The 25,677-nt window shown below is 22.6% G+C and carries 26 protein-coding genes and 5 tRNA genes; 13 read left to right on the forward strand and 18 right to left on the reverse strand.

Annotated features, from left to right (window positions below; all coding sequences use genetic code 11):
* Positions 1-59 precede the first annotated feature (59 nt).
* Both aroB and aroK read right to left on the reverse strand, forming a co-directional pair.
* Positions 60-1,172, reverse strand: a complete 1,113-nt coding sequence (gene aroB / locus EAO23_RS01805; RefSeq protein WP_158349220.1) for a 3-dehydroquinate synthase — start codon at positions 1,170-1,172, stop codon at positions 60-62.
* Between the two features lie 46 nt (positions 1,173-1,218).
* Positions 1,219-1,761, reverse strand: a complete 543-nt coding sequence (aroK, locus tag EAO23_RS01810; RefSeq protein ID WP_158349221.1) for a shikimate kinase AroK — start codon at positions 1,759-1,761, stop codon at positions 1,219-1,221.
* Positions 1,762-1,951: 190 nt separating this feature from the next.
* Between aroK and EAO23_RS01815 the strand changes: the two genes are divergently transcribed.
* Positions 1,952-2,038: transfer RNA gene (locus tag EAO23_RS01815), tRNA-Ser, on the forward strand.
* A gap of 173 nt (positions 2,039-2,211) precedes the next feature.
* Here EAO23_RS01815 and EAO23_RS01820 read toward each other — a convergent pair.
* Complete coding sequence (locus EAO23_RS01820) at positions 2,212-2,808, reverse strand: NfuA family Fe-S biogenesis protein (protein ID WP_269460652.1); 597 nt, start codon at positions 2,806-2,808, stop codon at positions 2,212-2,214.
* An 86-nt stretch (positions 2,809-2,894) separates the two neighbouring features.
* Between EAO23_RS01820 and EAO23_RS01825 the strand changes: the two genes are divergently transcribed.
* Entirely contained in the window at positions 2,895-3,692 is a 798-nt protein-coding gene (locus EAO23_RS01825) for an alpha/beta fold hydrolase (protein ID WP_158349222.1), read from the forward strand.
* Positions 3,693-3,751: 59 nt separating this feature from the next.
* Here EAO23_RS01825 and ssb read toward each other — a convergent pair whose 3' ends face one another.
* On the reverse strand, positions 3,752-4,285 hold the full coding sequence (gene ssb / locus EAO23_RS01830; protein ID WP_158349223.1) for a single-stranded DNA-binding protein: 534 nt from the start codon (positions 4,283-4,285) through the stop codon (positions 3,752-3,754).
* 260 nt (positions 4,286-4,545) lie between these two features.
* Here ssb and dusA point away from each other — a divergent pair, with 260 nt between their 5' ends.
* The 4 genes from dusA (at position 4,546) to hemW (ending at position 9,400) form a co-directional block, all read left to right on the forward strand.
* Entirely contained in the window at positions 4,546-5,529 is a 984-nt protein-coding gene (dusA, locus tag EAO23_RS01835; protein WP_158349224.1) for a tRNA dihydrouridine(20/20a) synthase DusA, read from the forward strand.
* 293 nt (positions 5,530-5,822) lie between these two features.
* Positions 5,823-7,196, forward strand: a complete 1,374-nt coding sequence (dnaB, locus tag EAO23_RS01840) for a replicative DNA helicase (RefSeq protein ID WP_158349225.1) — start codon at positions 5,823-5,825, stop codon at positions 7,194-7,196.
* A gap of 558 nt (positions 7,197-7,754) precedes the next feature.
* A complete protein-coding gene (gene ruvX / locus EAO23_RS01845; RefSeq protein WP_158349226.1) occupies positions 7,755-8,153 on the forward strand; it encodes a Holliday junction resolvase RuvX in 399 nt (132 codons plus the stop codon).
* Positions 8,154-8,254: 101 nt separating this feature from the next.
* Complete coding sequence (hemW, locus tag EAO23_RS01850; protein ID WP_158349227.1) at positions 8,255-9,400, forward strand: radical SAM family heme chaperone HemW; 1,146 nt, start codon at positions 8,255-8,257, stop codon at positions 9,398-9,400.
* A gap of 32 nt (positions 9,401-9,432) precedes the next feature.
* Here hemW and trmB read toward each other — a convergent pair whose 3' ends face one another.
* Entirely contained in the window at positions 9,433-10,158 is a 726-nt protein-coding gene (gene trmB, locus EAO23_RS01855) for a tRNA (guanosine(46)-N7)-methyltransferase TrmB (protein WP_158349228.1), read from the reverse strand.
* 138 nt (positions 10,159-10,296) lie between these two features.
* Here trmB and mutY point away from each other — a divergent pair, with 138 nt between their 5' ends.
* Positions 10,297-11,337 carry an A/G-specific adenine glycosylase gene (gene mutY / locus EAO23_RS01860; protein ID WP_158349229.1) on the forward strand — a complete coding sequence of 347 codons (1,041 nt, stop codon included), beginning with the start codon at positions 10,297-10,299 and terminating at the stop codon, positions 11,335-11,337.
* Positions 11,334-11,579 carry an oxidative damage protection protein gene (locus EAO23_RS01865; protein WP_158349230.1) on the forward strand — a complete coding sequence of 82 codons (246 nt, stop codon included), beginning with the start codon at positions 11,334-11,336 and terminating at the stop codon, positions 11,577-11,579. Before mutY ends, EAO23_RS01865 begins: the two co-directional genes overlap by 4 nt.
* Before the next feature lie 68 nt (positions 11,580-11,647).
* On the opposite strand, the gene sbcB is transcribed toward EAO23_RS01865, so the two are convergent.
* Together sbcB and EAO23_RS01875 are read right to left on the reverse strand one after the other, a co-directional pair.
* Positions 11,648-13,075, reverse strand: a complete 1,428-nt coding sequence (gene sbcB, locus EAO23_RS01870; RefSeq protein ID WP_158349231.1) for an exodeoxyribonuclease I — start codon at positions 13,073-13,075, stop codon at positions 11,648-11,650.
* 78 nt (positions 13,076-13,153) lie between these two features.
* Positions 13,154-13,227 (reverse strand) — tRNA-Asn (locus tag EAO23_RS01875).
* A gap of 177 nt (positions 13,228-13,404) precedes the next feature.
* On the opposite strand from EAO23_RS01875, the gene EAO23_RS01880 reads away from it, so the two are divergent.
* Positions 13,405-13,477: transfer RNA gene (locus tag EAO23_RS01880), tRNA-Ile, on the forward strand.
* 93 nt (positions 13,478-13,570) lie between these two features.
* Here EAO23_RS01880 and EAO23_RS01885 read toward each other — a convergent pair.
* From EAO23_RS01885 to pgi, 6 genes are all read right to left on the reverse strand, one after another.
* Positions 13,571-13,960 carry a hypothetical protein gene (locus tag EAO23_RS01885; protein WP_158349232.1) on the reverse strand — a complete coding sequence of 130 codons (390 nt, stop codon included), beginning with the start codon at positions 13,958-13,960 and terminating at the stop codon, positions 13,571-13,573.
* A gap of 24 nt (positions 13,961-13,984) precedes the next feature.
* The gene (gene rplI / locus EAO23_RS01890) at positions 13,985-14,434 is read right to left on the reverse strand and encodes a 50S ribosomal protein L9 (RefSeq protein WP_158349233.1); all 450 of its coding nucleotides are present in this window, start codon (positions 14,432-14,434) and stop codon (positions 13,985-13,987) included.
* 54 nt (positions 14,435-14,488) lie between these two features.
* The gene (rpsR, locus tag EAO23_RS01895) at positions 14,489-14,716 is read right to left on the reverse strand and encodes a 30S ribosomal protein S18 (protein ID WP_158349234.1); all 228 of its coding nucleotides are present in this window, start codon (positions 14,714-14,716) and stop codon (positions 14,489-14,491) included.
* An 80-nt stretch (positions 14,717-14,796) separates the two neighbouring features.
* Positions 14,797-15,174, reverse strand: coding sequence for a 30S ribosomal protein S6 (rpsF, locus tag EAO23_RS01900; protein ID WP_158349235.1), 378 nt, complete (start codon positions 15,172-15,174; stop codon positions 14,797-14,799).
* Between the two features lie 441 nt (positions 15,175-15,615).
* Positions 15,616-16,557, reverse strand: a complete 942-nt coding sequence (gene miaA, locus EAO23_RS01905; protein WP_158349236.1) for a tRNA (adenosine(37)-N6)-dimethylallyltransferase MiaA — start codon at positions 16,555-16,557, stop codon at positions 15,616-15,618.
* Between the two features lie 165 nt (positions 16,558-16,722).
* Positions 16,723-18,360: a glucose-6-phosphate isomerase gene (pgi, locus tag EAO23_RS01910; RefSeq protein WP_158349237.1), complete on the reverse strand. Its 1,638-nt coding sequence runs from the start codon at positions 18,358-18,360 to the stop codon at positions 16,723-16,725.
* A 386-nt stretch (positions 18,361-18,746) separates the two neighbouring features.
* Between pgi and EAO23_RS01915 the strand changes: the two genes are divergently transcribed.
* Positions 18,747-18,819 (forward strand) — tRNA-Gly (locus EAO23_RS01915).
* 212 nt (positions 18,820-19,031) lie between these two features.
* Here the strand turns inward: EAO23_RS01915 and rpmE are convergent.
* On the reverse strand, positions 19,032-19,244 hold the full coding sequence (rpmE, locus tag EAO23_RS01920; protein WP_158349238.1) for a 50S ribosomal protein L31: 213 nt from the start codon (positions 19,242-19,244) through the stop codon (positions 19,032-19,034).
* Positions 19,245-19,480: 236 nt separating this feature from the next.
* Here rpmE and hslV point away from each other — a divergent pair, with 236 nt between their 5' ends.
* Both hslV and hslU read left to right on the forward strand, forming a co-directional pair.
* A complete protein-coding gene (gene hslV / locus EAO23_RS01925; protein WP_158349239.1) occupies positions 19,481-20,011 on the forward strand; it encodes an ATP-dependent protease subunit HslV in 531 nt (176 codons plus the stop codon).
* Between the two features lie 13 nt (positions 20,012-20,024).
* Positions 20,025-21,362 (forward strand): HslU--HslV peptidase ATPase subunit, encoded by a 1,338-nt coding sequence (hslU, locus tag EAO23_RS01930; RefSeq protein ID WP_158349240.1) that lies wholly within the window; start codon positions 20,025-20,027, stop codon positions 21,360-21,362.
* A gap of 180 nt (positions 21,363-21,542) precedes the next feature.
* On the opposite strand, the gene zapB is transcribed toward hslU, so the two are convergent.
* A complete protein-coding gene (gene zapB / locus EAO23_RS01935) occupies positions 21,543-21,785 on the reverse strand; it encodes a cell division protein ZapB (protein ID WP_158349241.1) in 243 nt (80 codons plus the stop codon).
* A 245-nt stretch (positions 21,786-22,030) separates the two neighbouring features.
* Between zapB and EAO23_RS01940 the strand changes: the two genes are divergently transcribed.
* On the forward strand, positions 22,031-22,777 hold the full coding sequence (locus tag EAO23_RS01940; RefSeq protein WP_158349242.1) for a ferredoxin--NADP(+) reductase: 747 nt from the start codon (positions 22,031-22,033) through the stop codon (positions 22,775-22,777).
* A 150-nt stretch (positions 22,778-22,927) separates the two neighbouring features.
* On the opposite strand, the gene EAO23_RS01945 is transcribed toward EAO23_RS01940, so the two are convergent.
* The 3 genes from EAO23_RS01945 to EAO23_RS01955 form a co-directional block, all read right to left on the reverse strand.
* Positions 22,928-23,827: a hypothetical protein gene (locus EAO23_RS01945; protein ID WP_158349243.1), complete on the reverse strand. Its 900-nt coding sequence runs from the start codon at positions 23,825-23,827 to the stop codon at positions 22,928-22,930.
* Between the two features lie 505 nt (positions 23,828-24,332).
* Positions 24,333-25,181 carry a diaminopimelate epimerase gene (gene dapF / locus EAO23_RS01950; protein WP_158349244.1) on the reverse strand — a complete coding sequence of 283 codons (849 nt, stop codon included), beginning with the start codon at positions 25,179-25,181 and terminating at the stop codon, positions 24,333-24,335.
* A 395-nt stretch (positions 25,182-25,576) separates the two neighbouring features.
* Positions 25,577-25,650, reverse strand: a tRNA-Pro gene (locus tag EAO23_RS01955).
* Positions 25,651-25,677: the final 27 nt, after the last annotated feature.

Here is a 25,677-nt window from a genome sequence, read left to right on the forward strand (position 1 = left end):
TGAAAATTAAATATAATAAACTATTTTACTAAAAATTCTTATAATGAAATCTATTAAAATCACCTTAGTCCAAAAAAATATATTTTTTTTTGATAAATTTTAATAAAATTAAATAGAAAATCTTTATCTATAGATGGGAATACTTTTACTTGTCCTATAGAAATAGGCAAGATTAAACGAATAACTTTATTCAATACTTTTTTATCTCGAAGCATTAACTCCAAATAATCATCTGGAAGCATATTTTTAGGTCCAAAAATAGGCAATCCGCTACTATCAAATATTTTTATTATACGTAATAATTCACTTTTTGATAAAATATTTAAATAAAAAGATAACTGAGCAGCCATTACAATACCTACTGAAACCGCACTTCCATGTAACCAACTCCCATAACCGGAATAAGTCTCAATAGCATGAGCAAAACTATGTCCTAAATTTAAAAACATTCGCAAACTTGTTTCTTTTTCATCCTTCTCAATTACCATAGATTTTAATTTACAACATTTTTTAATACAATATAATAATTCTTTTTCCTGTAAATTTAATACTTGTAATATATTTTTTTCTAACCAACAAAAAAATTTATAGTCAAAAATAATAGCGTATTTTATGACTTCAGCCATTCCTGAAATAATATGTGATTTAGGTAATGTAGACAAAAAATCTAAATCGATTAAAACACCATTAGGTTGCCAGAAAGATCCTATCATATTCTTTCCTAATATATGATTAACTCCTGTTTTCCCCCCAATAGATGCATCTACTTGAGATAATAAAGTTGTTGGAATCTGAAAAAAACTAACTCCTCGTTGATATATTGAAGCAATAAATCCAGTAATATCACCAATTACCCCTCCTCCAAGAGCAATCAAATTTAAATCTCTTCCATATGATCGTTTTAATAAAAAAGATATTACTTTCTCAACTTCACATAAATTCTTATAAGATTCTCCGTCTGGAATAATATAATACGGAATCTTTGTTATAATTTTAAAAAGACTATCATTTTTTTTTTTAAAAATAATATCTTTAATTGTTGAATTAGTAATAATAAGATTATTTTTTTTTTTAAAAACTAAAGTAAATAAAGATTTTTGGTCTAATAATTTTTTACCAATATATATTGTATAACTATTTCTATATAAATTAACACGTATTTGATCTATCATCTTAAAAAGACTCATATTTGATTAAAAATTTATTTAAAAGAAAAAATCAATTAGAATGACAAAATTTACTAATATTATGCAAAATATCCATTTGAATTACATCAATTTTTTTGTTATGAGTATCTATAGAAAAATCTGCAATCTTATGGTATAGTGGATCGCGTATTTTTGACAAATTCATTAATATTTTTTTATTATTACTAATATTATTAGATAATAAAGGTCTAGTAGTATTTAAACTAGTTCTTATTAATTGTTCGTCAATAGTAATTCGTAAGTATATTATAATACCTCTGGAAATTAAACAATTTCTTGATTTTTCTGAAATTATCGACCCCCCTCCAGTTGCCAGTACTATATTTTTTTTTTTTGTTAATTTTTTAATCATCTGTTCTTCATGCAAACGAAAATTATACTCACCTTCAAGATTAAATAAATTTTCTATAGACATACCAGTTTTTTTTGAAATTTCTACATCAGAATCATAAAATAAATACTTCAAAGATTTCGCAAGACAGAGACCGATAGTACTTTTTCCAGATCCCATTGGTCCGATTAAAAAAATATTTTTTTTTTTATGTCTATACATCTCTAACCTCCAAAAATAGAAATAATTTCTATTAATTCAAAAAAAATACTTAAAAAATATCAAAAATAATACTAGGTTCATTAAAATACATTTAATAATATAATAAAAAACTTGATTTTTAAAATATTTTTTTATATATTAAAAATAATAAAAGAAAATTATAATATAATATATTACTTCTAATAAACATGGTGAGATGTCCGAGTGGTTGAAGGAGCATGCTTGGAAAGCATGTATATTGTAAGAGGTATCAAGGGTTCGAATCCCTTTCTCACCATTAAAAAATTCAAAAAACAAAAAATACATTATAATTAGTAATGTACTAATAAATACTTTACTTAGTAAACATCAAATATTTCAAAAAAATTTTTACAAAAATAACTTTATCAATTTATACAATTATTTATATGTTTATTAAATATTTTAAATGATTGTTTTAATAAAATCTTATTAATAATAAGAATGTTTACCTGCTGTATGCTCTGTAATATCACGTACACCTATAATTTCAGGAAAATTTTTAATTAATTTTTTTTCTATTGATGTTTTTAATGTAAAATCTATCATCGAACATCCATTACAACCTCCTGAAAATTTCAAAATAGCTATCCCAGAATTATCAATACCTAATAAATCTACTGAACCACCATGCAAAGAAAGATTTGGATTAATTATAGTCAACAAAAAATTTCTCACTTCCGGTTCTAATTTAAGAAATTTCTTCGATTTTGATAATAATTTTGCATAAGGTGCTTTTAAAGTAATCTGTGTCCCTAAATGATTCTGAATAAGATTTATTTCTACATCCTTTAAAAAAGGAATCATAGATTTACAAACATACATATCAAATTTATCAAAAGAGATTTTTTCATCATCAAAATCATTAAAATCTGAACTATCACAATATGACATACCACACTCAGCGTACATTGTTCCCGGTGAATTAACAAAAATTCTAATATTAGTTCTTAATTTTTGTTTAGATAACAACTGAATAATATATTTTTCTGCTGCACTAGAAATTTTAATCATAAAATTTTTCTTCATAATATGTTATGGTCTATAAAATATAAATCAAAAAAATACAATTTTTTACTACTAAAAAAATACACTTTTACATATAAAAATATCATATGAAAAAAACAAAAAAAAAAATATACTGGTCTACTATTGGTAAAGGAGAAATTCACATTATACTACTTCATGGATGGGGATTATCTTGCGAAATTTGGAGAAAAATTGTTCCTCTCTTAAAAGAGCATTTTACCTTACATTTGATTGATTTACCAGGATTTGGAAAAAGCATTAACTGTCCTATAATGAATTTTAAGAAATTATCTCTTTTTTTATTAAAAAACATAAAATATAAAGTAATTTGGTTAGGATGGTCTATAGGAGGTTTATTTGCACACTATCTTAGTTTTAAATATCCAGAACATACAATTGCTGTTATATACATTACTTCATCTCCTTGTTTTATTAAAAAAAAAAATTGGCCAGGGGTAACTATCAAAATATTAAAAGAAATAAAAAAAAATATGTTATCTAATTATAAGAAATTTATAATAGAATTTATAAAACTACATGCAATAATTGATAAGAAAAAAAAACATTTTTATTCTCAAAAAAATTATTCTATTGCAAAAAAATATCCTAATCCAAATAAAAAAGCTATTGAAATAGGATATAAATGGTTAATACAAATAGATCAAAGAAAAAAAAAGTTAAAAAAAAATATTCCTACATTAAGGATATACGGAGAATTTGATAATCTAGTATCCTTTGACACATGTAAAGCAATAGAAAAATTATGGAAAAAAAATAATTTTTTTATTATTCCCGGGGCTAGACACGCTCCTTTCCTGTCACACCCCGATGTATTATGTTACATGATAAAAAAATTTATAAAAAAAATATTTCCTAATAGTTAATACAACAATAATGTTAAATTAAAAATTCTATTTCTGAATTCATGAATATATTTTCTCAACTAAAAAGGAATATCTTCATCATCAAAGTCAATTTTGGATGCAGTATCTACTAAATGAGATTTATTATCATATCCATCAGATAAGTTATTTGACAAATCATCATCATGCATAGAATTTGATAAAATAGATTCATTAGAAATATTTTGAACTTTTTTTTCTGATAAAACATTTGAATTATTTGTATTACGAGAACCTAGCATTTGCATCGAACCTGTAACACTAACTACTATTTCTGTAGTATAACGATCTAACCCATTTTGATCTTTCCATTTACGAGTTTGAAGAAATCCTTCAATATATACTTGAGATCCCTTTTTTAAATATTGGCCCGCAATTTCAGCTATTTTACCAAATAAGACAACTCGATGCCATTCAGTTTTTTCTTTATTTTCGCCTGTATTTTTATCTTTCCATGTGTCTGAAGTAGCAATAGTAATATTTACTACAGCTCCTCCATTAGGCATGTATCTAATATCAGGATCCTGACCTAAATAACCTATTAAAATAACCTTATTAATTCCTCTACTTGCCATATACTTTTAACCCAGCCGTTGTTAATATCAATATATAATATTATTCAATATACTACTATAAAATAAAAATAATTAGATGATTTCTATTTGTTTACAAGAAAACATTATATAATAAAGTTGTCTATTATTATAAAAAGTAATCTCTTCATATAATGAATATGTATCAAAAATTATATTAAAAATCATAATTTTAAAAAAATTATTAATTAATACAAACATATCATATTACAAAAATACATCAAATATTATTATATAAAAATATGAAAAATAATTATCTACACATCTTTTCAGTTGCTCCAATGCTTAAATACACAGATATACATTGTCTTTTTTTTTATAGACAACTTACAAAAAAAACTTTATTGTATACTGAAATGATCACGACCAAACAAATTTTATTCCAAAAAAAATCTTTTAACAAAAAACAAATAAAAAACTGTAATCCTATTGCAATACAATTAGCTGGAAATAATCCATTAGACTTATCCCGATGTGCTAAAATAGCATATAAAAACGGATTTAATGAAATTAATCTTAATATTGGATGTCCGTCCAAAAATGCACAAAAAGGTAACTTTGGAGTATGTTTAATGCATACACCAATACTAGTATATCAATTAGTAAAATCAATATACTTAGTCGTACCTATACCCATTAGTCTCAAAATCAGAATTGGAACAAATGAGAAAAACAATTATAACTTTCTTTATAAATTTATTAAAATAACATCAAAAAATAAATATTGTATTAAATTCATTATACACGCTCGAAGCGCTAATCTAAAGTTTAGTAGCCCTAGAAAAAATCGAACTATACCACCACTACAATATCATTTTGTATATCAGATAAAAAAAGATTTCCCAAATTTAATTATTATTATAAATGGGGGTATAAAGTCTATTAAAGAAATTAAACACCATTTAAAATATGTAGACGGGGTTATGATAGGACGAGAAATATATAAAAATCCATTCTTTTTGAATCACATAGAAAAAGAAATATTTTTACAAAAAAAAGATTTTCTATTAAAAAAATTTCTAAAAAATATGTCAGTGTATATAACCCAGGAAGTAAAACATGGAACTTCAATAATACATATTATAAAGCATATACTAAATATTTTTTATAAGCATCCTCAATCAAAAAAATGGAAAATATATATCTTAAACTATATAAAACACAAAACAGATATAAATTACCTCTTTACAAAAATATATAAAACACTAAAGTATGACCATAAATAATTTATAGAGAGCATATATAATAAAATATTTTTAAATTTAAAAAGCAATTAATATTATAAAAAACTAAAATCATTAAAAATGTATTTTAAGATTTAATAAAAATCATACCATTAAAAAATTTTTATCTTATACATCTATTTTTGTCTAAAAATATGAAAATCGTGAAAATATATCTTATAGATCATTATCTAGTAATAATATTACTCATATTGAAGTTAATATTTTTAATAAAAATTGTTTTATTGAATAATAAAAAATATATTTATAAATCTATGCAAGAGAATCAATAATTTATGATAGAAATAAAAAAAACCAAAAATAATCTCAAAATACCTCCACATTCATTAGAAGCAGAGCAATCTGTTTTAGGAGGGTTAATGTTAGATAATCAACAATGGGATACAATTTCTGAATATATTATACCTGAAGACTTTTATAGTCGGCAACATCAGTTAATTTTTTATGAAATGAAAAATTTAATTGAAAAAGGGTCTCCGATAGACTTGATTACTTTATCAGAATCATTAGAACAAAAAGGTGAATTAAATAATGTAGGGAGATTTGCCTATCTAGCTAAGATATCAAAAAATACACCAAGTATTACTAATATTATAGCTTATGCTGAAATCATACGAGAACGCGCTATTATCCGTGAAATAATCTTAACTGCCCATAATATTGCTTATGCTGGATATTACCCGCAAGGACGAAAAAGTCCTGAATTATTAGATTATGCAGAATCAAGTATATTTAAAATTTCAGAAATACGATCACAGGACCAAAATGGACCAAAAAATATAGAAAAAATTTTAGATAAAACTATTCAATCTATTGAAAGACTTATAAAAAAACCAAATAATGGAATAACTGGACTCAATACAGGATATCATGATTTAAATAAAAAAACATCAGGATTACAAAAATCAGATTTAATTATTATAGCTGCTCGACCCTCCATGGGGAAAACAACATTTGCAATGAATTTATGTGAAAATACAGCAATGTTATATGAAAAACCTATCTTAATTTTCAGTCTAGAAATGCCTGGAGAACAAATTATGATTCGTATGTTAGCCTCATTATCACGAGTTAATCAATCAAAAATACGAACTGGACAACTCAGTAATGAAGAATGGAGTAGAATTTCTAGTACTATGAATATTTTATTAAAAAAAAAAAATATATATATAGATGATTCGTCTAGACTTACTCCTAGTGAAGTTCGTTCACGTTCTCGTAAAATATATAAAGAAAACAATGGATTAAGTTTAATTATGATTGATTATCTTCAACTAATTAAGATTCCATCATTATCAGGAAACCGAACCTTAGAAATAGCTGAAATATCTAGAACTTTAAAAGCATTAGCTAAAGAACTCAATATCCCTATTATTGCCTTATCGCAATTAAACAGATCTCTAGAACAGAGATCAGATAAGCGTCCAGTAAATTCAGATCTACGAGAATCTGGTTCCTTGGAACAAGATGCTGATTTAATCTTATTTATCTATCGAGATGAATTATATCATGAAAACAGTGATTTTAAGGGAATAGCAGAAATTATCATAGGTAAACAGAGAAACGGCCCAACAGGAACGGTTCATTTAACATTTAATGGAAAATGGTCACGATTTGATAACTACGCTAACCCAAAATTTCATTGTTGAAATAATAATAAATAAAATAATCTATATCAATAGATACACTTTAAAATACTTATTTCTAGTTTTTCAATATTAATGCACTTAAATATAAACAGATAAAAAATCAAAAAAAATTATTCAATTATTTTATAACTCGTAATTTTATAAAATATTCTATCAATAGAACATAAAATATTATGTTTATTAAACATAGTTATTTTATACAAGAATCAAGTTTTAAGGCACTATATTATAATTCTTATTAAAAATATTTTATGTCCTTTAAATATTAATATTTTATTCAAAAATTCCCTCATAATAAATTTTTACTATTATATATAAATATAATTTATATTTATATATAATAGTCTACAATAAAAAATTTTTATCAATTAAATTTAATATATCATAATTATACGAACTCAAAATAAGAATATTAAAAAAATTTAACTATATATTTATATATAATTCAGTTATCATAGTAAATGAATTACAAATATAATATGTCCTGAATATTAGTATTTTACTATTTTTTATATAACACAATATACATTATTCTGTAAACATTTTCTGTAAAAAAATATGATTGTTTTATGTTTTGATTATGGTATTAAAAAAATCGGTTTAGCGATTGCTGAAACACAATTAAACTATTCAACCCCAATTCGTTCAATTTTTAACGATAAAAAAAAATATTTTTGGAAAAAAATTTATTTAACTATTAATGAATGGAATCCTGAATGTATAATTATTGGATATCCGTATAATATAAATAAAAAAATCAATAAAAAAATAAGAAAATTTAGTTTCCAAATAAAAAAAAAATTTAAAAAACCAATATTTTTATATAATGAAAATTATTCCTCTAAAGAGGCTCAAAGTTTTTATACAAAAAAATCATCATATTGTATACACTCTGTATCTGCAAAAATCATTTTAGACGGTTGGTTACAAACCAATTACATGAAAAATATTCAATAAAGAAATTAAAATAAAAGTTATTTACAATAATATGAAAAAATTTTTGTTTTCAAAAAAATATTTATTTTATTAAATTACTATTATTAAATAATAAAATTATTATGAAAAAAAAAAAATACAATTTACCACCACTTAGTTTATATATTCATATACCTTGGTGTATTAAAAAATGCCCGTACTGTGATTTTCACTCATATAAAAATTCTAATAAAGTATCAGAAAAAAGTTACATTAAACATTTACTAAAAGATTTAAAAAATGATAAAAAACTAGTATTAAATCGAACTATTCAATCTATTTTTATTGGAGGAGGAACCCCCAGTCTGTTGAAAAATAGTAGTATTAAATATCTATTAAATCAAATAAAAAAAATTTTACCTGTAGCCAAAAAAGCAGAAATTTCTATAGAAATAAATCCCAATTCCAATCAAAAAAATAAATTAAACCAATATTTAAAAGATGGAATTAATCGATTATCAATTGGAATACAAACATTTCATAATCATTTACTAAAAACTCTTCAACGAACATATAAAAAAAAAGAAATAATTAGTTTGCTAAATTCTATTAAAAAAACTTCAAATAGAAATTTAAATCTTGATCTCATGTATGGGTTACCAGGGCAATCTATTCAAGAAGCTTTACAAGATTTATATACAACGATTTATTTAAAACCTGAGCATATTTCATGGTATCAGCTAGATATTGAACCGAATACTCCATTTTATTCAAAAAATATCATATTACCTTCAATAAAAGAAATTAAAAAAATACAAAGAGAAGGAAAGAAAATTCTTAAACAAGCTGGGTATACCCAATATGAAATATCCGCATATTCCAGTAAAAAAAAATATCAATGTTTACATAATCTTAATTATTGGAATTTTGGTGATTATTTAGGAATCGGCTGCGGTGCACATGGAAAGATTACTCAAAAAAATAAAACTATTATTCGTACAGTAAAAATAAAAAATGATATGTTATATATAAAAAATAAATATATACAAAAAAAATATATAGTATCAAATAAAGACTTACCTTTTGAATTTTTCTTAAATACTTTTAGACTATTAAAACCAATTAAATATAAAAATTTTGAACAAAGTACAAATATTAAAAAAGAAAAAATAAAAAAAAAGATTTTAATAGCTCAAACCAAAGGATATTTAGATATCACTGATAAATCTTGGAATATAACAGAGCGTGGTAGAGAACAATTAAATAACTTAATGTCTATTTTTTTATAATAAAATCTTTAAAAATCATATTTTTCAAAAAATTATATTTTTAAAAATTGATATTTATAATCATAAATAGTATTATTTAATAATATACCTTTTTTTTCAAATTTAGTTAAATCTCGTGTTCCTAATAATGGATTCATTGGGGTATCAAGAAAAATTCTTTTAAAAAAAGAAAAGTTATGCATTAACGTACTTATTTTCTGAGAGTATGAATTACAATCAGTAATAATATGTACATAACCTTTTTTAATTAACTTTTTTTCTATCAACCGAATAAAATTTAAATTAATTAATCTTCTTTTATGATGTTTAAGTTTAAACCAAGGATCAGGAAAAAAAATTTGAAAAATTCCAATAGACTTGTCTGGAATCATATAATTCAATACATCTAAAGCATTATAAAAAATAATTTTTATATTGGTAACATGATATTGTCTTGCATACAGCAAAGCTGAAAAAATACTTGCTGGATGAATTTCAATTCCAATAAAATTGATATGTGGATTTCTTAAGGCTTTTTTTATAAATAATTTTCCATTTCCAAAACCAATTTCTATCAAAACAAACTGATTTAAAGGAAATAATAAAAAAAAATCTAATTTTTGATAATTAAAATCAATACCATATTTTTTCCAACATTTTAAAATACATTTTTTTTTTTTTTCATTTATACGCCTTCGTCTTATTGAATAATTTTTCAATAAAATACAATAACTTAGATTATTATTTTTACAAAATATATCATTTATATAAAAAATCATTGTTTGTCCATATAAAATAATGTTAATATTTCTTTTAAGGAAATAATAAGATATATAATTTTTATATAAAAAATATTGTTTCTAAAAATATATACTTTATTATATCAACCATGATAATACATTAATTATTAAGAGAATATGTTATTTTCACAAAAAATACTTAATTGGTTCCATTTAAATGGAAGAAAGAATTTACCCTGGCAAAAAAAAAATACGTATCTGATATGGTTATCGGAAATTATGTTACAACAAACACAAGTTAAAATAGTTATCCCGTATTTTAAAAAATTTATAAAAATATTTCCTAATGTATTGTCAGTAGCCAATTCTAATATCAATAAAATATTGCATATATGGAGCGGGTTAGGATATTATCAACGAGCTCACAATTTACATAAAACTGCAATAATAATAAAAAATCAATATAATGGAATATTTCCAGATAATTTCACTGAAATAAAAAAATTACCAGGAATAGGACAGTCAACAGCTGGAGCAATTTTATCTTTTTCTTATAATTTTAGATATCCAATTTTAGATAGTAACATTAAGCGAATACTTATACGCTTCCACGGGATTAATATTCAAGATAAAAAAAAAAATCAAATAGATAAAATATTATGGAAATTAATTGATCAATATCTTCCTATTCATAATTCTAGTCAATTTAATCAAGCAATGATGGATATTGGATCATTAATTTGCATACCTTCTAATCCAAAATGTCTCATATGTCCTTTAAAAAAAAATTGTAAATACCAAAGTATTAAAACTCATTTAATAAGAAAAAAAAAACATAAAAAAGATACAATTGGTTTACTATTTTCTATTATTCAATATAACAATATAACTGTTTTACAAAAAAATAATAATATTCTATTTTGGAAAGGATTATTTTATTTTCCTTTTACACTATTTAATATATCAGAACTAAAATGGAAGAAAATCAAAAAAAATAAAAAAAAATTAGAAATAAATCCTTTTATACACCGTATATATAATAAAAAAATATATATCATTCCACAAATTATTCAAATAAAAAAAATTTTTATATTAAATATTTTAAAAATAAAGCAAATATTATTATTTAATATTTTTCAAAAAGAAGAAATTGGTATACCTGCTCCAATGAAAATTTTATTAGACATATTTAAAAAAAAAATCTGGGAAAAAAAATGAAAAAAAAAAAACGTATTGTATTTTGTGATTTCTTTAAAAAAAATAAAGAAGGTTTAGATTATCAATTCTTCCCAGGTAAAATAGGGAAACGAATTTATCAAAACATCTCTAAAGAAGCTTGGGCTTTTTGGATAAAAAAACAAACAAAAATAATAAACGAAAAAAAATTAAACATGTTTCTTGATCAAGATAGAGCATTTTTAGAAAAAGAAATGGAAAATTTTTTATTTTATAAAAAATAAAGAGTTAACTAAAAAAAAATTATTAGAATGTAAATTAATAATCACCAATTATATAAATAAAATATCTTTTAACACAAAGAATTAATTTTAATAATTACATCATTCATATAACTTATTAATTTATCTAATAAAAATAAATTCTTTTCACTATGTACATGCTTAATTTTTAATTTTTGAATACTATCCATATAATTTTTTACAAAATCTGAATTAATTTTTTTTTGACAATATAATTTCCATATTTTTTTTTCATTAGAATTTAAACAATTAACAAAATTACGACCTTTTAATCGAAAAAAAATTTCTTTAGCTCTCGAATCTAAAAATCTAGGGTATAGGTTAATCCATTTTAAAGGTCCTTGTTCATGAATAAATTTGAATAGCAATTTGTCTTTATATGAAAAAAAATCGTAATATAATTTACAATCAATATCATCGTTATTTTTTCTGACATTTTCATGTGAAAATAACGATACAATCCAATTTTTAATTTTTATATTTTTATTCAATAAATAAAAATTTTTTTGACATCGCATATAATTAATTTTTAATCTTTGACAATTATTTACAGAAATAGAATTATAAGAAAAAAAAAGTGGAGATTTATTTAAAGAAATTACTTGTACTCCATAACTAAATAAGTCTTTAATAGTCAAATTATTTTTTAAAATACAATTATAAAGATGAAATATTTTTTTTATTTTTTTAGATAAATTGACGGCGATAATATTATTTTTATATCGAGGATGATAACCTAATATCATAATACAACCAATATTATTATTTTTAGAACCAAAAAAACTAGATATATAAAAAATAGGTTTTTGAAAATTACGAATTAAAAAAGAAAATATATATTTTTTACATGATATTTTATATAAAAAAAAAAGAAAATCTTTATTATAACGATAAAGATGGCGCATTACTAATATGGTAGCCATTACATCAGAACAAGCATCGTGAACAGAATCATGTTTCATATTATTAATAAAAGTGATATCTGATAATTTAAAACTAACTGTTCCGTCAAAATTATGACACCAGAGCATTATATTTGGAAAAAAAATATAAAAAGAACGTAATATATTTAATAAATCCCAACTAAAATTACCATTTTTCCAACTCCATTCGTATGGATCTAATAAATTTCTGTAAAAAAGGTTACGAGTAATTAAATCATCAAATTTAATATTATTATATCCAATAAAGCATATTTTTTTTTTTGAAAAAATATTATAAATTTTTTTAGAAAAAATATATTCATTTAATCCATATATATGAGTATATTGAGGTAAAATTCTAGTAACAAGAATGGAATTGGGGTTAGGTAAATAATCTAAAGGCGGGAAACAAAATAAAACAGTTTTTTTATAAACTATCTTAAAAGTATTATCAGTTTCAAAACAACAGAATTGAGAAATCTTATCTAAAGATACATTAACCCCAAAGGTTTCATAATCATAGAAAATAAAACTATTGTTAGAAAAATTCGTCATAATATTTGCATTATTAAAATAACTATATTTACCATTTTCTTTAAAAATGTATTTTTTAGAAAAATATTATATTATTCTCTCCCCTGACTGGACTCGAACCAGTGACATACGGATTAACAGTCCGCCGTTCTACCAAACTGAACTACAGAGGAATATATTTATTATATAACATATTAAAAGTTATTTGTCAATAAAAATTTTTTTTATAGTTTCTTTTTAAGAACCATAATTACTATTTTATAAATTTATAAAAAAAATATAGATAAGTTTTAAAATTTGTTTTATAATATATATATAATACGTAAAAATATGTAATTAATAAAATTATAGGCCCTTTAGCTCAGTGGTTAGAGCACACGACTCATAATCGTTTGGTCGCAGGTTCAAATCCTGCAAGGGCCATAGCATCTTAAATCTCAATGTATGTAAATATTGATTATGTTTCAATATAAAAATTGAACAATTTAAAAAAACTAAAAATAAAATAATTAAAAACTATTTAAGAGAAATAAATAATCGAGCAATTTTTAATCCAGGATTAATATAAACTTTATATTTACCACAATTCCACAAAGAAATCTTTAATTCAAAAAAACTTGAAAAAGAATTCATAATATTTAAAGGATTTCCAATCACCAGACCATATTTTTTTTTCATATCCTTTAAATAAGTAATAGAATATTTATAAAGCTGATCTGATCTTTTTATTAAAATTCCTGTTGAAATTAACAAAGTTTGACTAGGTAAAATATATTTTTTTTCAAAAATACAGGCTCTTAAAAAAAAAATAATTGTTTTTTGATACTCATATTCTACAAAAGAAAAAACTGTTCCAATACGAGCATCAATAATTTTTATATTTTTTAAAAATAATTTAACATACATACAAATAATCCAATTATATAAATTTTATTTCGAAAGAATCGAAATTGTAAACGTAGTAGACATATTTTTATATGGAGTAAAAATAGCTTGATGTAAACCTAAATAACGCAATAACCCTTTAGGCAAGTGAATCTCATGTTTATGAATTAGTATTCCCATATGATAAAAATTAGAAATAATATCTTTTATTCCAATAGAACCAAATATTTTTTTTTTTTCACTAGATTTCATAAAAAAAACTATAGCGCCAATTGACTTAATTATATTAATTCTTTGAATAGAGTGATTAATTTTTTTTGATTCTTCTTTTTCTTTAAATATCTTATTTTTTTCAAATAATTCAATATTTTCTTTAGTTGCTAATAAAGCTTGTTTAGTAGGAATTAAATAATTCCTTGCATATCCATTTTTAACTTTAATTAATTTTCCTTTTCTTCCTATTTTCCCTATAGTATTTAATAAAATTACTTTCATATTTAATAGCCTTCAGAATATTTAACTAAAAATTATAGAAATAATACTCCCTTTTTACTGATGTTGATCAGTATAAGGAATTAAACCGATAAAACGTGCTCTTTTAATAGCGCGTGACAACTGTCTTTGATATTTTGCTTTAGTTCCAGTAATACGACTAGGAACTATTTTTCCACTTTCAGTAATATAATTTTTTAACATCATAACATCTTTATAGTCTATACACTTAATTCCTTCAGCAGTAAATCGACAAAATTTTCTACGACGAAAATAACGAACCATTTTCTACCTCTTAATTATTTTTAAAATAAAAAATATTTTTAATATTGTCTACAATAATAAAAGATTTAAGAAATCTAATCTCATTTAGAGACTTTCTTAGAGGGGACTTTTGAAAAAGATAATTCTTTTTTATTCTCTTCTTGGTTTTTTAAAATTACAGATATCTCTTTAAATGCAGTAGAACATATTGTTACAAGATGACGCATAATATTCAAATTAAACTTAAAATGATTTTCTAAATATTTCATGCATACTATAGAAACTTCAATATTCATTAAAATATAATGAGCCTGTTGTAATTTTTGAATTGTATAAGCTAAAGAACGTTTACCCCAATTTTCTAAACGATGTATGCGTCCATTTTTAGATAAAATTATTTTTTTATATAACTCAATAATTTTTATAACTTTTTCGCTTTTTTCTGGATAAATCATTAATATGATTTCGTAATGACGCAAAATATTTCTCCTATAAAATATATATCTAACAAAATATTTTTAATAACTCATTTTATAAACATGCAGACAACTAGATAGAAGAAGAATATCTAAGAAAATTGTAATACTTTAATTATTAAAATTAATAAAATAAACTCAACATCACATCTTATCATATTTATGTAGATGAAAAAATTTTATATTTATATGATAATTACAATAATCATTAACATCAACTTTAATTTATACTTTGATAAAATATTTTAAAATACCTTTAATATAAATATATCCTTATGTTATTTTATTATAAAAAATAAAATATTTTTATAATTATCTATCTATTAGAAAATCTATATAAAATGTTTTTTCATTTTAATAAACATTTAAAATAAAATCTTTTAAAAACTTTTATGTTCCATAATCATTCTATGTATAAATAAAAAATTATATTAAAAACTCTAATTACATTGATATTCTAAGAATAGTTTTTTTGATTAAAGTCATTAAAAATTTTATCTGATCATCTTGAATTAAAATGATATTTTTCCAATTAGTTAACCATGTTAATTGATGTTTTACTAAATTGCGAGTTGATTTAATTGTATTATCAATCATTTCTTGATATGTATACTTATTTTCAATATACTTCCACATCTGTTTATAACCAATACTATTAATAGAAGGTAGAGAAATATTTAAATACTTATTTTTATATAAATTACGTACTTCCTGCTCTAACCCTCGATCTAACATGCAATTAAATCGTTTTTTAATATTATTAAATAAAATATTTTTATCGTGCGGGATTAATCCAAATTGAAAAACTTGATATGGAAATTTATTATAAACTGATTTATTTAAAACACTTAATGGAGACCCCCCTGAAACAAAAAATACTTCAACTGCACGTAAAACACGCCGAATATCATTAATATGAAATTTTTTACTAGATAAGAAATCTATTTTTTTTAAAATCTGAAACAAGTTTTCTTTTTTCCCAAAACAAATTTCTTGAAAAATATATTCTCTAATAATAGAATTAGAAGGCGGTAAAAAAGAAAATCCATTTAATAAAACTTTAAAATATAACATAGTTCCACCTACTAATAACGGAATTTTACCAGAATTTACAATCTCTTGAATTTCCTTATGAGCATCATGATAAAAGTCAATAACAGAGTATATTTTCCAAGGATCTATAATATCTACTAATCTATAGGAATAATCTCGTAAATTTTTCTTAGTGGGTTTATCTGTTCCTATATCTAATCCTCGATATACCAATTTTGAATCTACACTCAATAATTCTATTTGTGAAAACCGTCGTTTAATCTTTAAAGCTAATGAACTTTTTCCTATAGCAGTTGGACCCATTAAAAACAATATTATTGACTTTTTTTTCATATTCTTTTCTTATTCTTAATATATGTTATCATTGCTATATAAAATATTCATTAAAAATATATATCATATATACTTCATTTTCTCTTAAATATATATAAATTATATAGATTATCAAATAAAAGATAATTATTTTATAAAAAATTTTTTGTAATTAAATACTTTTAATTAAATTTTATTCCATTTATTAAACAAATTAATTAAACCTTCTGTAGAACTATCATTTTTAATATTAATATTTTTTTTAAAAATATAGTCATATATATTGTTAGCTAAAGATTTTCCTAATTCTACACCCCATTGATCAAAACTATATATATTTAGAATTACGCCTTGAACAAAAACTTTGTGTTCATATAATGCAATTAACGATCCTAAAGAATAAGGAGTGATTTTTTTTAAAAAAATAGAATTTGTTGGTTTATTTCCAGAGCAATACTGATAGTTATTATTATTTTTTGTAAAATTGGTAGAAAAATTATTTTCTTTAAAATAAACGTTATTTCCAAATGCTAACGATTGTGTTTGAGCTAAAAAATTTGAAAATAATTTTTTATGATGGTTACTTACAGGATTATGACTAATTGCAGGTATAATAAAATCACAGGGAATTAAAGTAGTACCTTGATGTAATAATTGAAAAAATGAATGTTGTCCATTAGTGCCAACTTGCCCCCAGACAATTGAACCAGTTTTCCAGGAAACTATACTTCCATTACGATCTATCGATTTTCCATTTGATTCCATAAAACATTGTTGTAAGTATTCCGGAAAAATATGCATATATTGATCGTAAGGAAAAATCGCTTCAGTCTCAGAACAAAAAAAATTTGTATACCAAATACTAATTAAGCCAAGAATAACAGGAATATTGTTAGAAAGTTTACTATGTAAAAAATGCTGATCCATATCATAAGCTCCATTTAACAATCGCTTAAAATTTTTAAACCCAATAGAAAGCGCTATTGATAAACCTGAAGCTGACCACAAAGAATAACGTCCCCCTACCCACTCCCAAAATTTAAAAATATTATGACCCGAAATACCAAAATCCAACGCTGCACTAACATTCTCACATAAAGCAAAAAAATGTTTAGACAAATAACTTGAACAGTTAGTTTTTAAAATACACCAATTTTTTATGTAATTCGCATTACTAAGTGTTTCATCAGTAGAGAAAGATTTTGAAGCTACTAAAAAAATAGAAGTTTCTAAATTAACTGTTCTTAATATATTTTGTACACTGGTACCATCAATATTAGAAAGGTAATGAATTTTTAAATGATTTTTATATATTTTTAATGCTTCTGTTACCATATAAGGGCCTAAATATGAACCACCAATACCAATATTTACTACATCAGTAATTTTTTTTCCAGTATATCCTAACCAAGATCCGTTAATAATTGAATTAGAAAATTTTTTTATTTTTTTTAGTTCTTCCTGAACTAAGTTCATAATATTAAAATCATTTACAATAATTTTATTATTTAAATTATTTCGTAATGCAATATGAAGAACCGAACGATTTTCTGTTTTATTAATCATTCTTCCTAAAAACATACTTTTTATCGCATCCTCTAAAAAACATTCTTTAGCTAGACATAATAATAAATGTAATGTTTCATCAGAAATACGATTTTTAGAAAAATCAACAACTATGCAATCTTTAAAAAAAATAGAATATTTAATAAATCTATTTTTATCTAAATTAAATAAGTGTTTCATATGAACACTTCTAATTTTTAAAAAATGATCTAATAGTTTTTTCCAGGATAATGTCTTAATAGGATTAATATTTTTCATGTATACCCTTATTTATTCAAACTACTGTAACAACCGTTATACTCTAAAAAAATATAATTATTTATCTTTCATAAATAAGACAATATTTATAAAATAATCATTTATCTAAATAAATAGAATCAAAAAAATCTCTATGAATTACTATATTATAGTGTGTATTATATACACAAATATAGATTATGAATTAACTTCATAAATATATAATAATAATTTCACGTATTTACTATTAGTATATATCAATATCAGAACCTAACAAGAATCTTAAAAAAAATTAAGATATTACAAATAAAATCAAACAATTAAATAAATTTATTTTAATACTATATCTTCAAATAATTCTTGCAAAAAAAAAATAATCTTTATATAATCAAAAATAATGATTTATTGCGGGAATAGCTCAGTCGGTAGAGCGCAACCTTGCCAAGGTTGAGGTCGCGAGTTCAAATCTCGTTTCCCGCTCAAGAAAATAGAAATTAATTATTAGTAGTAATAATAAAAAATAATATTTTTATTATTATACATCTTATTAATTTTAAATTAAAATTAAAAATAAATTACTAATTTATTTAAAATTAATAAAGATATTAGTATCTATAATATATAAAATAAAAAAAAACCCACATTTATTCTTAAAATAAATATGTTTATTATTAACCTTAATAAATAAATATTTATTTTATTTCAGAAAAATCAAAACGTTTTTGAAATCTTTGTATTCGCCCTTTAGTATTCATAGTTCTTTGTTTTCCAGTATAAAATGGATGACACTGAGAACACGAATCGAGCATCATATCACTATTCTTTGTAGAAAAAACAGATATTTTGTATCCACAGGAACAAGATGCAAAAATTTTTTGATATTTAGGATGAATATCTTTTTTCATAATGTATTCTCAAAATAAAAATATCTCGTGTAAAGAAATCATATTCCTTATTTAATAAAATTAATCTTACGTAATTAATTTATATAATTAAATATTATTTTTAATATTTAATTATATATGATAAATGTTATTTTTTTTAAAATCAATATTTAATTCTAAAAAATATATAACACAGCTCGCCATAAAAAACCATTAATTATTCTTAAAAATATATATATTAAGAGAAAATTCTACTTATGACTACAATATTAAGTGTACGCGCACACGGTAAAGTAGTAATTGGAGGGGATGGACAGGCTACCTTAGGGCAGACCATCATGAAAAGAAACGTTAAAAAAGTACGAACCGTCTATCGAGGTCAAGTAATTGCAGGATTTGCCGGGGGTACCGCTGATGCATTTACGCTATTTGAACTCTTTGAAAAAAAGCTAGAAAAATATCAAGGACAATTACTACGCTCTGCAATAGAATTAGCAAAAGATTGGAGAACAGATCGATTATTAAGAAAACTAGAAGCTCTTCTAGGAGTTGCAGATAAAAAAAACTCTCTTATCATTACTGGTACTGGAGATGTGATACAACCAGAACATGACATTATTGCAATTGGTTCAGGGGGATTATTTGCACAAGCTGCAGCTTATGCTCTAATTAATAACTCTTCTTTAAGTGCATCTGATATAGTTAAAAAATCTTTAAATATTGCAGCAAATATTTGTATTTATACCAACCATTCCTTTACTATAAAAGAAATATCTTCAGAAAGATAATAAGGAAACATAAATGTCCGACATGACTCCTCGTAAAATTGTAAAAAAATTAGATAAATATATTATTGGACAAAAAAATGCTAAACGCGCTGTTGCTATTGCTTTAAGAAATCGATGGAGAAGAATGCAATTAAATTCAGAATTACGTCATGAAATTACTCCGAAAAATATTTTAATGATTGGACCAACTGGGGTAGGGAAAACTGAAATTGCACGTAGACTCGCTAAACTAGCCAATGCACCTTTTATTAAAGTTGAAGCAACAAAATTTACTGAAGTAGGATATGTAGGAAAGGAAGTTGATTCTATTATTCGCGATCTAACAGATTTAGCTGTTAAAATGATTCGTGTTCAAAATATTGAAAAAAATAAAAAATATGCAAAAAAACTTGCTGAAGAAAAAATTTTAAAGATATTAATACCAACTTCAAATAGTCAATGGGATTTAGATAATAAAAAAAATGAACCGGAAAAAACTATTCAGATTTTTAAAAAAAAATTACGTCAGGGAGAATTAGACGAAAAAGAAATTGAAATAGAAATATCTACATCACCGGTTGGAATTGAAATTATGTCTCCTCCAGGGATGGAAGAATTAACTAATCAATTACAATCTTTATTTCAAAATTTAAGTGGAAAAAAAAAAAATCTACGAAAATTAAAAATAAAAGATGCAATGAAATTGATTACCGAAGAAGAAGCTGCAAAACTTATTAACTTAGAAGAACTAAAAGAACAAGCAATTAACTCAGTAGAACAAAATAGTATCGTCTTTATTGATGAAATTGATAAAATTTGTAGCAGAAGCAACTCTTCTGGATCTAATTCTGACGTATCACGAGAAGGTGTTCAAAGAGACTTATTACCATTAATTGAAGGATGTACTATATCTACTAAACATGGTTCCGTAAAAACTGATCATATCTTGTTTATTGCTTCTGGAGCGTTCCAAACATCTACGCCTTCCGATTTAATCCCAGAATTACAGGGGAGATTACCTATACGTGTTGAACTTAACGCATTAACTATAGAGGATTTTGAAAGAATTCTTACAGAACCAAGTGCAGCAATTACGTTACAATATACTGCATTAATAAAAACTGAAGGGGTAGATATTATTTTTACAAAAAAGGGTATTCGAAAAATAGCAGAAGCTTCCTGGAAAATAAACGAATCTATGGAAAATATTGGAGCGCGTCGGTTGTATACAGTATTAGAAAAATTAATTGAAGACATTTCTTTTTACTGTAATGAACAAAAAGAAAAAAAAATTTATATTGATGAAAATTATGTCAGTCTACATTTAGACAAGCTAATAGAAAATGAAGATTTAAGTAAATTTATTTTATAAAAGAAATATTTTATTATCAATTTATATTGTATATATTTCAATATATGATTAAAAATCATTGCCCATCTTAGACATACGTCTATGATAGGCAATAAATTAAAATAAATTTCATGATTATTTAATAAACACATATATTAAATAAAATGTATTTAAATAACTTATTTGTTTACATAAATATACTTATGTTAATTTATTAATCTTTTCTAATAAAGATTGTAATTTATTTCGCCATTGCATTCTTTCTTCTTGAACTATAATATTTTTTTTTTCTATACTTTCTTTTAAAGAATAAATACTTTTTAATTCTTTTTTTAAATTTTTATTTTTTAACTGCAAATCAATTATTTCTAACTTTAATAATGAAATATAATCTACTGATTTTTGAACTTTAATTTCTAAATCAGAAAATACTCTTAAAACCATAATAATACCATTTTAATATTTAATATTTATTATAAATAAAAAACTATATTTTTAAAAAATATTTATATGTTTTAAAAAATAACTTAAATAAACAATAAATATTTTTTATAAAAAATATTTTTTAAAAAAAAACTGCAACTCATTATTCTAATAATTAAAAATTATATAACATATAAAATATATATCATATTTAAATATAATGTACTTTAAATAAAAACAATAAATATAATATCGGAAATATATATATGAATCCTTGGCTAAAAGCAAATATTATCAATCTAAAAAAATGGAAAAATAATTTATTCACATTAATTTTACAAGCGCCTATAAATTCATTTATTGCAGGTCAATTTACTAAACTTTCATTTATAAATAAAAAAAATAAACGAATACAAAGAGCATATTCTTTTATTAACACTCCTACGGATAAAAATTTAGAATTTTATATTTTGTTAATTAACAATGGTCAGTTAACACCTAAATTATATAATATTTACGATCATGATTTATTTATATCAAAAAATTCTTTTGGTTTTTTTACTCTCTCAGAATTACCTAAAAAAGAAAATTTATGGATGATGGCCACTGGTACTGCTTTAGGCCCTTATTTTTCTATTTTAAGAAACGGAAATGTCTTAAAGAAATTTAAAAAAATAATATTTATTTATGCAGTTAAATACTATATTGATTTAAACTATATCAATTTATTTCAAGAAATAAAAGAAAAATATAGAAAAAATATAACTATCAGAATTATCCTGAGTCAAGAAAAAAAAAAAGAATATTTATATGGAAGAATACCAAATTTAATTGCTTCAGGAGAATTAGAAGAATCAGCTCAGGAATTTTTAGATGCAGAAAAATCACATGTAATGCTATGTGGTAATCCTCAAATGATAAAAGATACACAAAAAATATTATTTTCTATGAAAAATATGAGAAAACATTTTCGGAGAAAATCTGGTCATATCACTAGTGAAAATTATTGGTAATAATATATTGTAAAAGCTTAGTATAATTTTTATCATCAATCATTATTTTAGGAATTGATTCCCGTAGATCACAGGAATCAATTCCAAATACATGCAAAAATAAATTTTATTCTATTATCAACGATGTAACGTATAGAAAACGTAAAATCATTATTGCACAAAAAATGAATATCTCATTTCTGGGGTAGAATTTTTAGAAACAACCATAGCAGCACGAATTCCATATTCACGAATTTCGTGAATATTACCTGAATAAGAAGATTGTAGATTTGCTACTTTGGTCACTGAAACTTTATACACGTCAGGACTAATTTGATCAATTTCATATGTTACGTGTACATTATTAGATTTTCGATATTTTACTTCCGGATAACGCATAGATAAATTTGCCCATGCTGCATCTAATAAACCCGGATGTAAATAAGTAGAAACTAATTGTTGTGCTTCATAATCTCTAATAGAATTTTGAAATTTATCCATTATATCTGGAGCTTGATTAGAAGGAATTTTTTTTCTATTCAAAAAAACTGTTTTATTGTGTATATTATCTAAAAATTTTTGTTCTAACTCACCGGTTCTAGTTAATTCTTTAAAAGAATTATGTAATTGTTCAGCCATTTCAGAAGTTTTGCAAGAAAAATTCTCAGTATGCAAAACATTCCATGTAACATTTGAGTCTTCATGACATTTTAAAGAAGCATCATTAAAATATTTATTAATTTTTTCTTGTTTGGAAATATTTGCATGATTTGAAATATTTATTTGATTATTATAAAATTCTTCTGGAGTCATAGCATCAAAATAGTGGCAAATATTTTTCTTAAATTTTGAATCTGAACGTACAGCATCTTTATTAGAATATTTGATATTTTCTTGATTATATTCGTTCTTAGGAACCATGTAAGCTGTATATTCTTGATTAGCGTTATTAATAATTGCAACATCAACATTTTTTAAATTCTTATTATTTAATACACTGATATTATCAACTTTTTTTATAATTTCTGAGTTAAGATTTATACGAGATCTTATTGAAGAAACTGATGACATAATATTTCTGTCCTTTTATATTTATTAAATACAACATATCAATAAATTAATTTATAAAAATGTTTTTTAAAAAACCAAAATTACAAAAAAATAAAGTAATCAAAAGCATTAAATTTTTTTTGTGTAAAATAATATACATTAAATAAAAAATATAATTTAATTAAAACTATAATTAAAAATATTTAATACTTATTTTAAGTATCTAGAACATAAATTTAAAAATGTATATTATTAAATTTAATTTTAAAAAAAATTAATATAGTTATTTTTCTAATATAAATTTATTTTTTTATTAAAACTATTATTTATATTAGCTGTATATTGCTTATATACTGTACTATATACTAAAAGTCAAATAATAAATGCATTAAAAATAAAATATTTATAAAAAATGCAAAGAAAATAAAAAATACAAAATATTTTCATATAAAAATAATATAACTATATAAATAGTATAGTAAAAACTACTAATAAAAAAAATTATATTTTTCTATGAAAAATATTCTTAATATTTTATAACGCCATCATATACATGCATTGCTTCCCCCGACATATATAAAGTATTTTTTAAATCTCCATCCCAGGAAATTTTTAATTTTCCTTGTAATAATTTTACAGAAACATCATTACATAACTCTTTATTTCTAATTCCTACCGATACGGCCGCACATGCGCCACTACCACACGCTTGAGTTTCACCGACATGTCTTTCATATACACGTAATAAAACTTTATTACAAGAAATAATTTGCATAAAACTAACATTCACACCAACTGGAAATAAAAAATGCTGTGATAATTGTTTTCCTACTTCATATACCGGAGCAGTATTAATATCATCTACTTTTATAACACAATGTGGATTTCCTAATGAAACAACACTGATAGAATAAGATTTGTTTTGAATAAATAAAGAATAATGTAATTTCTCAGTATTTATTAAAAAGGGAATTTTTGAAGGGGAAAAAATAGGTACTCCCATATCTACTTTAAATATATTGTCTTTAATATATTCTAAATATAAACGTCTGTTTTGTGTACTAACACAAATTTTTTTATCATTAAATTTTTTTTTAATAAATAAATAATATGCTAAACATCTAGCCCCGTTGCCACACTGTTCAACTTCTTTACCATTTGCATTAAAAATTCTATAATGAAAATTAGTTTTTAAAAATTTAGATTTTTCAAGAATGAGTAGTTGATCAAAACCAATTCCTAGATATCTATTAGACCATCTTTGTATTAATTTTGAAGAAAAAAAAAAATTATTTTCAGTTGCATCTACTAGAATAAAATCATTTCCCAATCCATGCATTTTTGAAAAATAAACTATATTTTTTCTAGATAACATCAAATTATTCCTTCAAAAAAGAATAAGTAATTCTTCGTATCATATATACGATTTATACTAATATATAAAACTAATATTAATAATATATAAGAATAAATTTTAATGAAAAATTGTTTATTAATAACTAATTTATTAGACAATAGCGCTACAATATTAAAAATAAAAAATATGAAAAAAAACACTTGTTTAATTTTTTTAAAAAACAAACTTTATTTTAAGTAATAAATTTAAATTATTATTTAAACATAATATTTAGAAATTAAAATTTAAAATTATAAAATAAAAAAATATAAATATTTTATTTATTAAAAATTTCAATATATAAAAATATAAATATTAATTTTATTAAACTAATGATAATTATTATAATTATAATTATAGAAATATAATTTTTATCGGCGAAAGAGGATTTGAACCTCTGACCCACTGGTCCCAAACCAGTTGCGCTACCAAGCTGCGCTATTCGCCGATATTATCGTAATAAAAAATATATAAA

This window comes from Buchnera aphidicola (Cinara strobi) (assembly GCF_900560745.1).
GTDB classification, from domain to species: domain Bacteria; phylum Pseudomonadota; class Gammaproteobacteria; order Enterobacterales; family Enterobacteriaceae; genus Buchnera_F; species Buchnera_F aphidicola_AJ.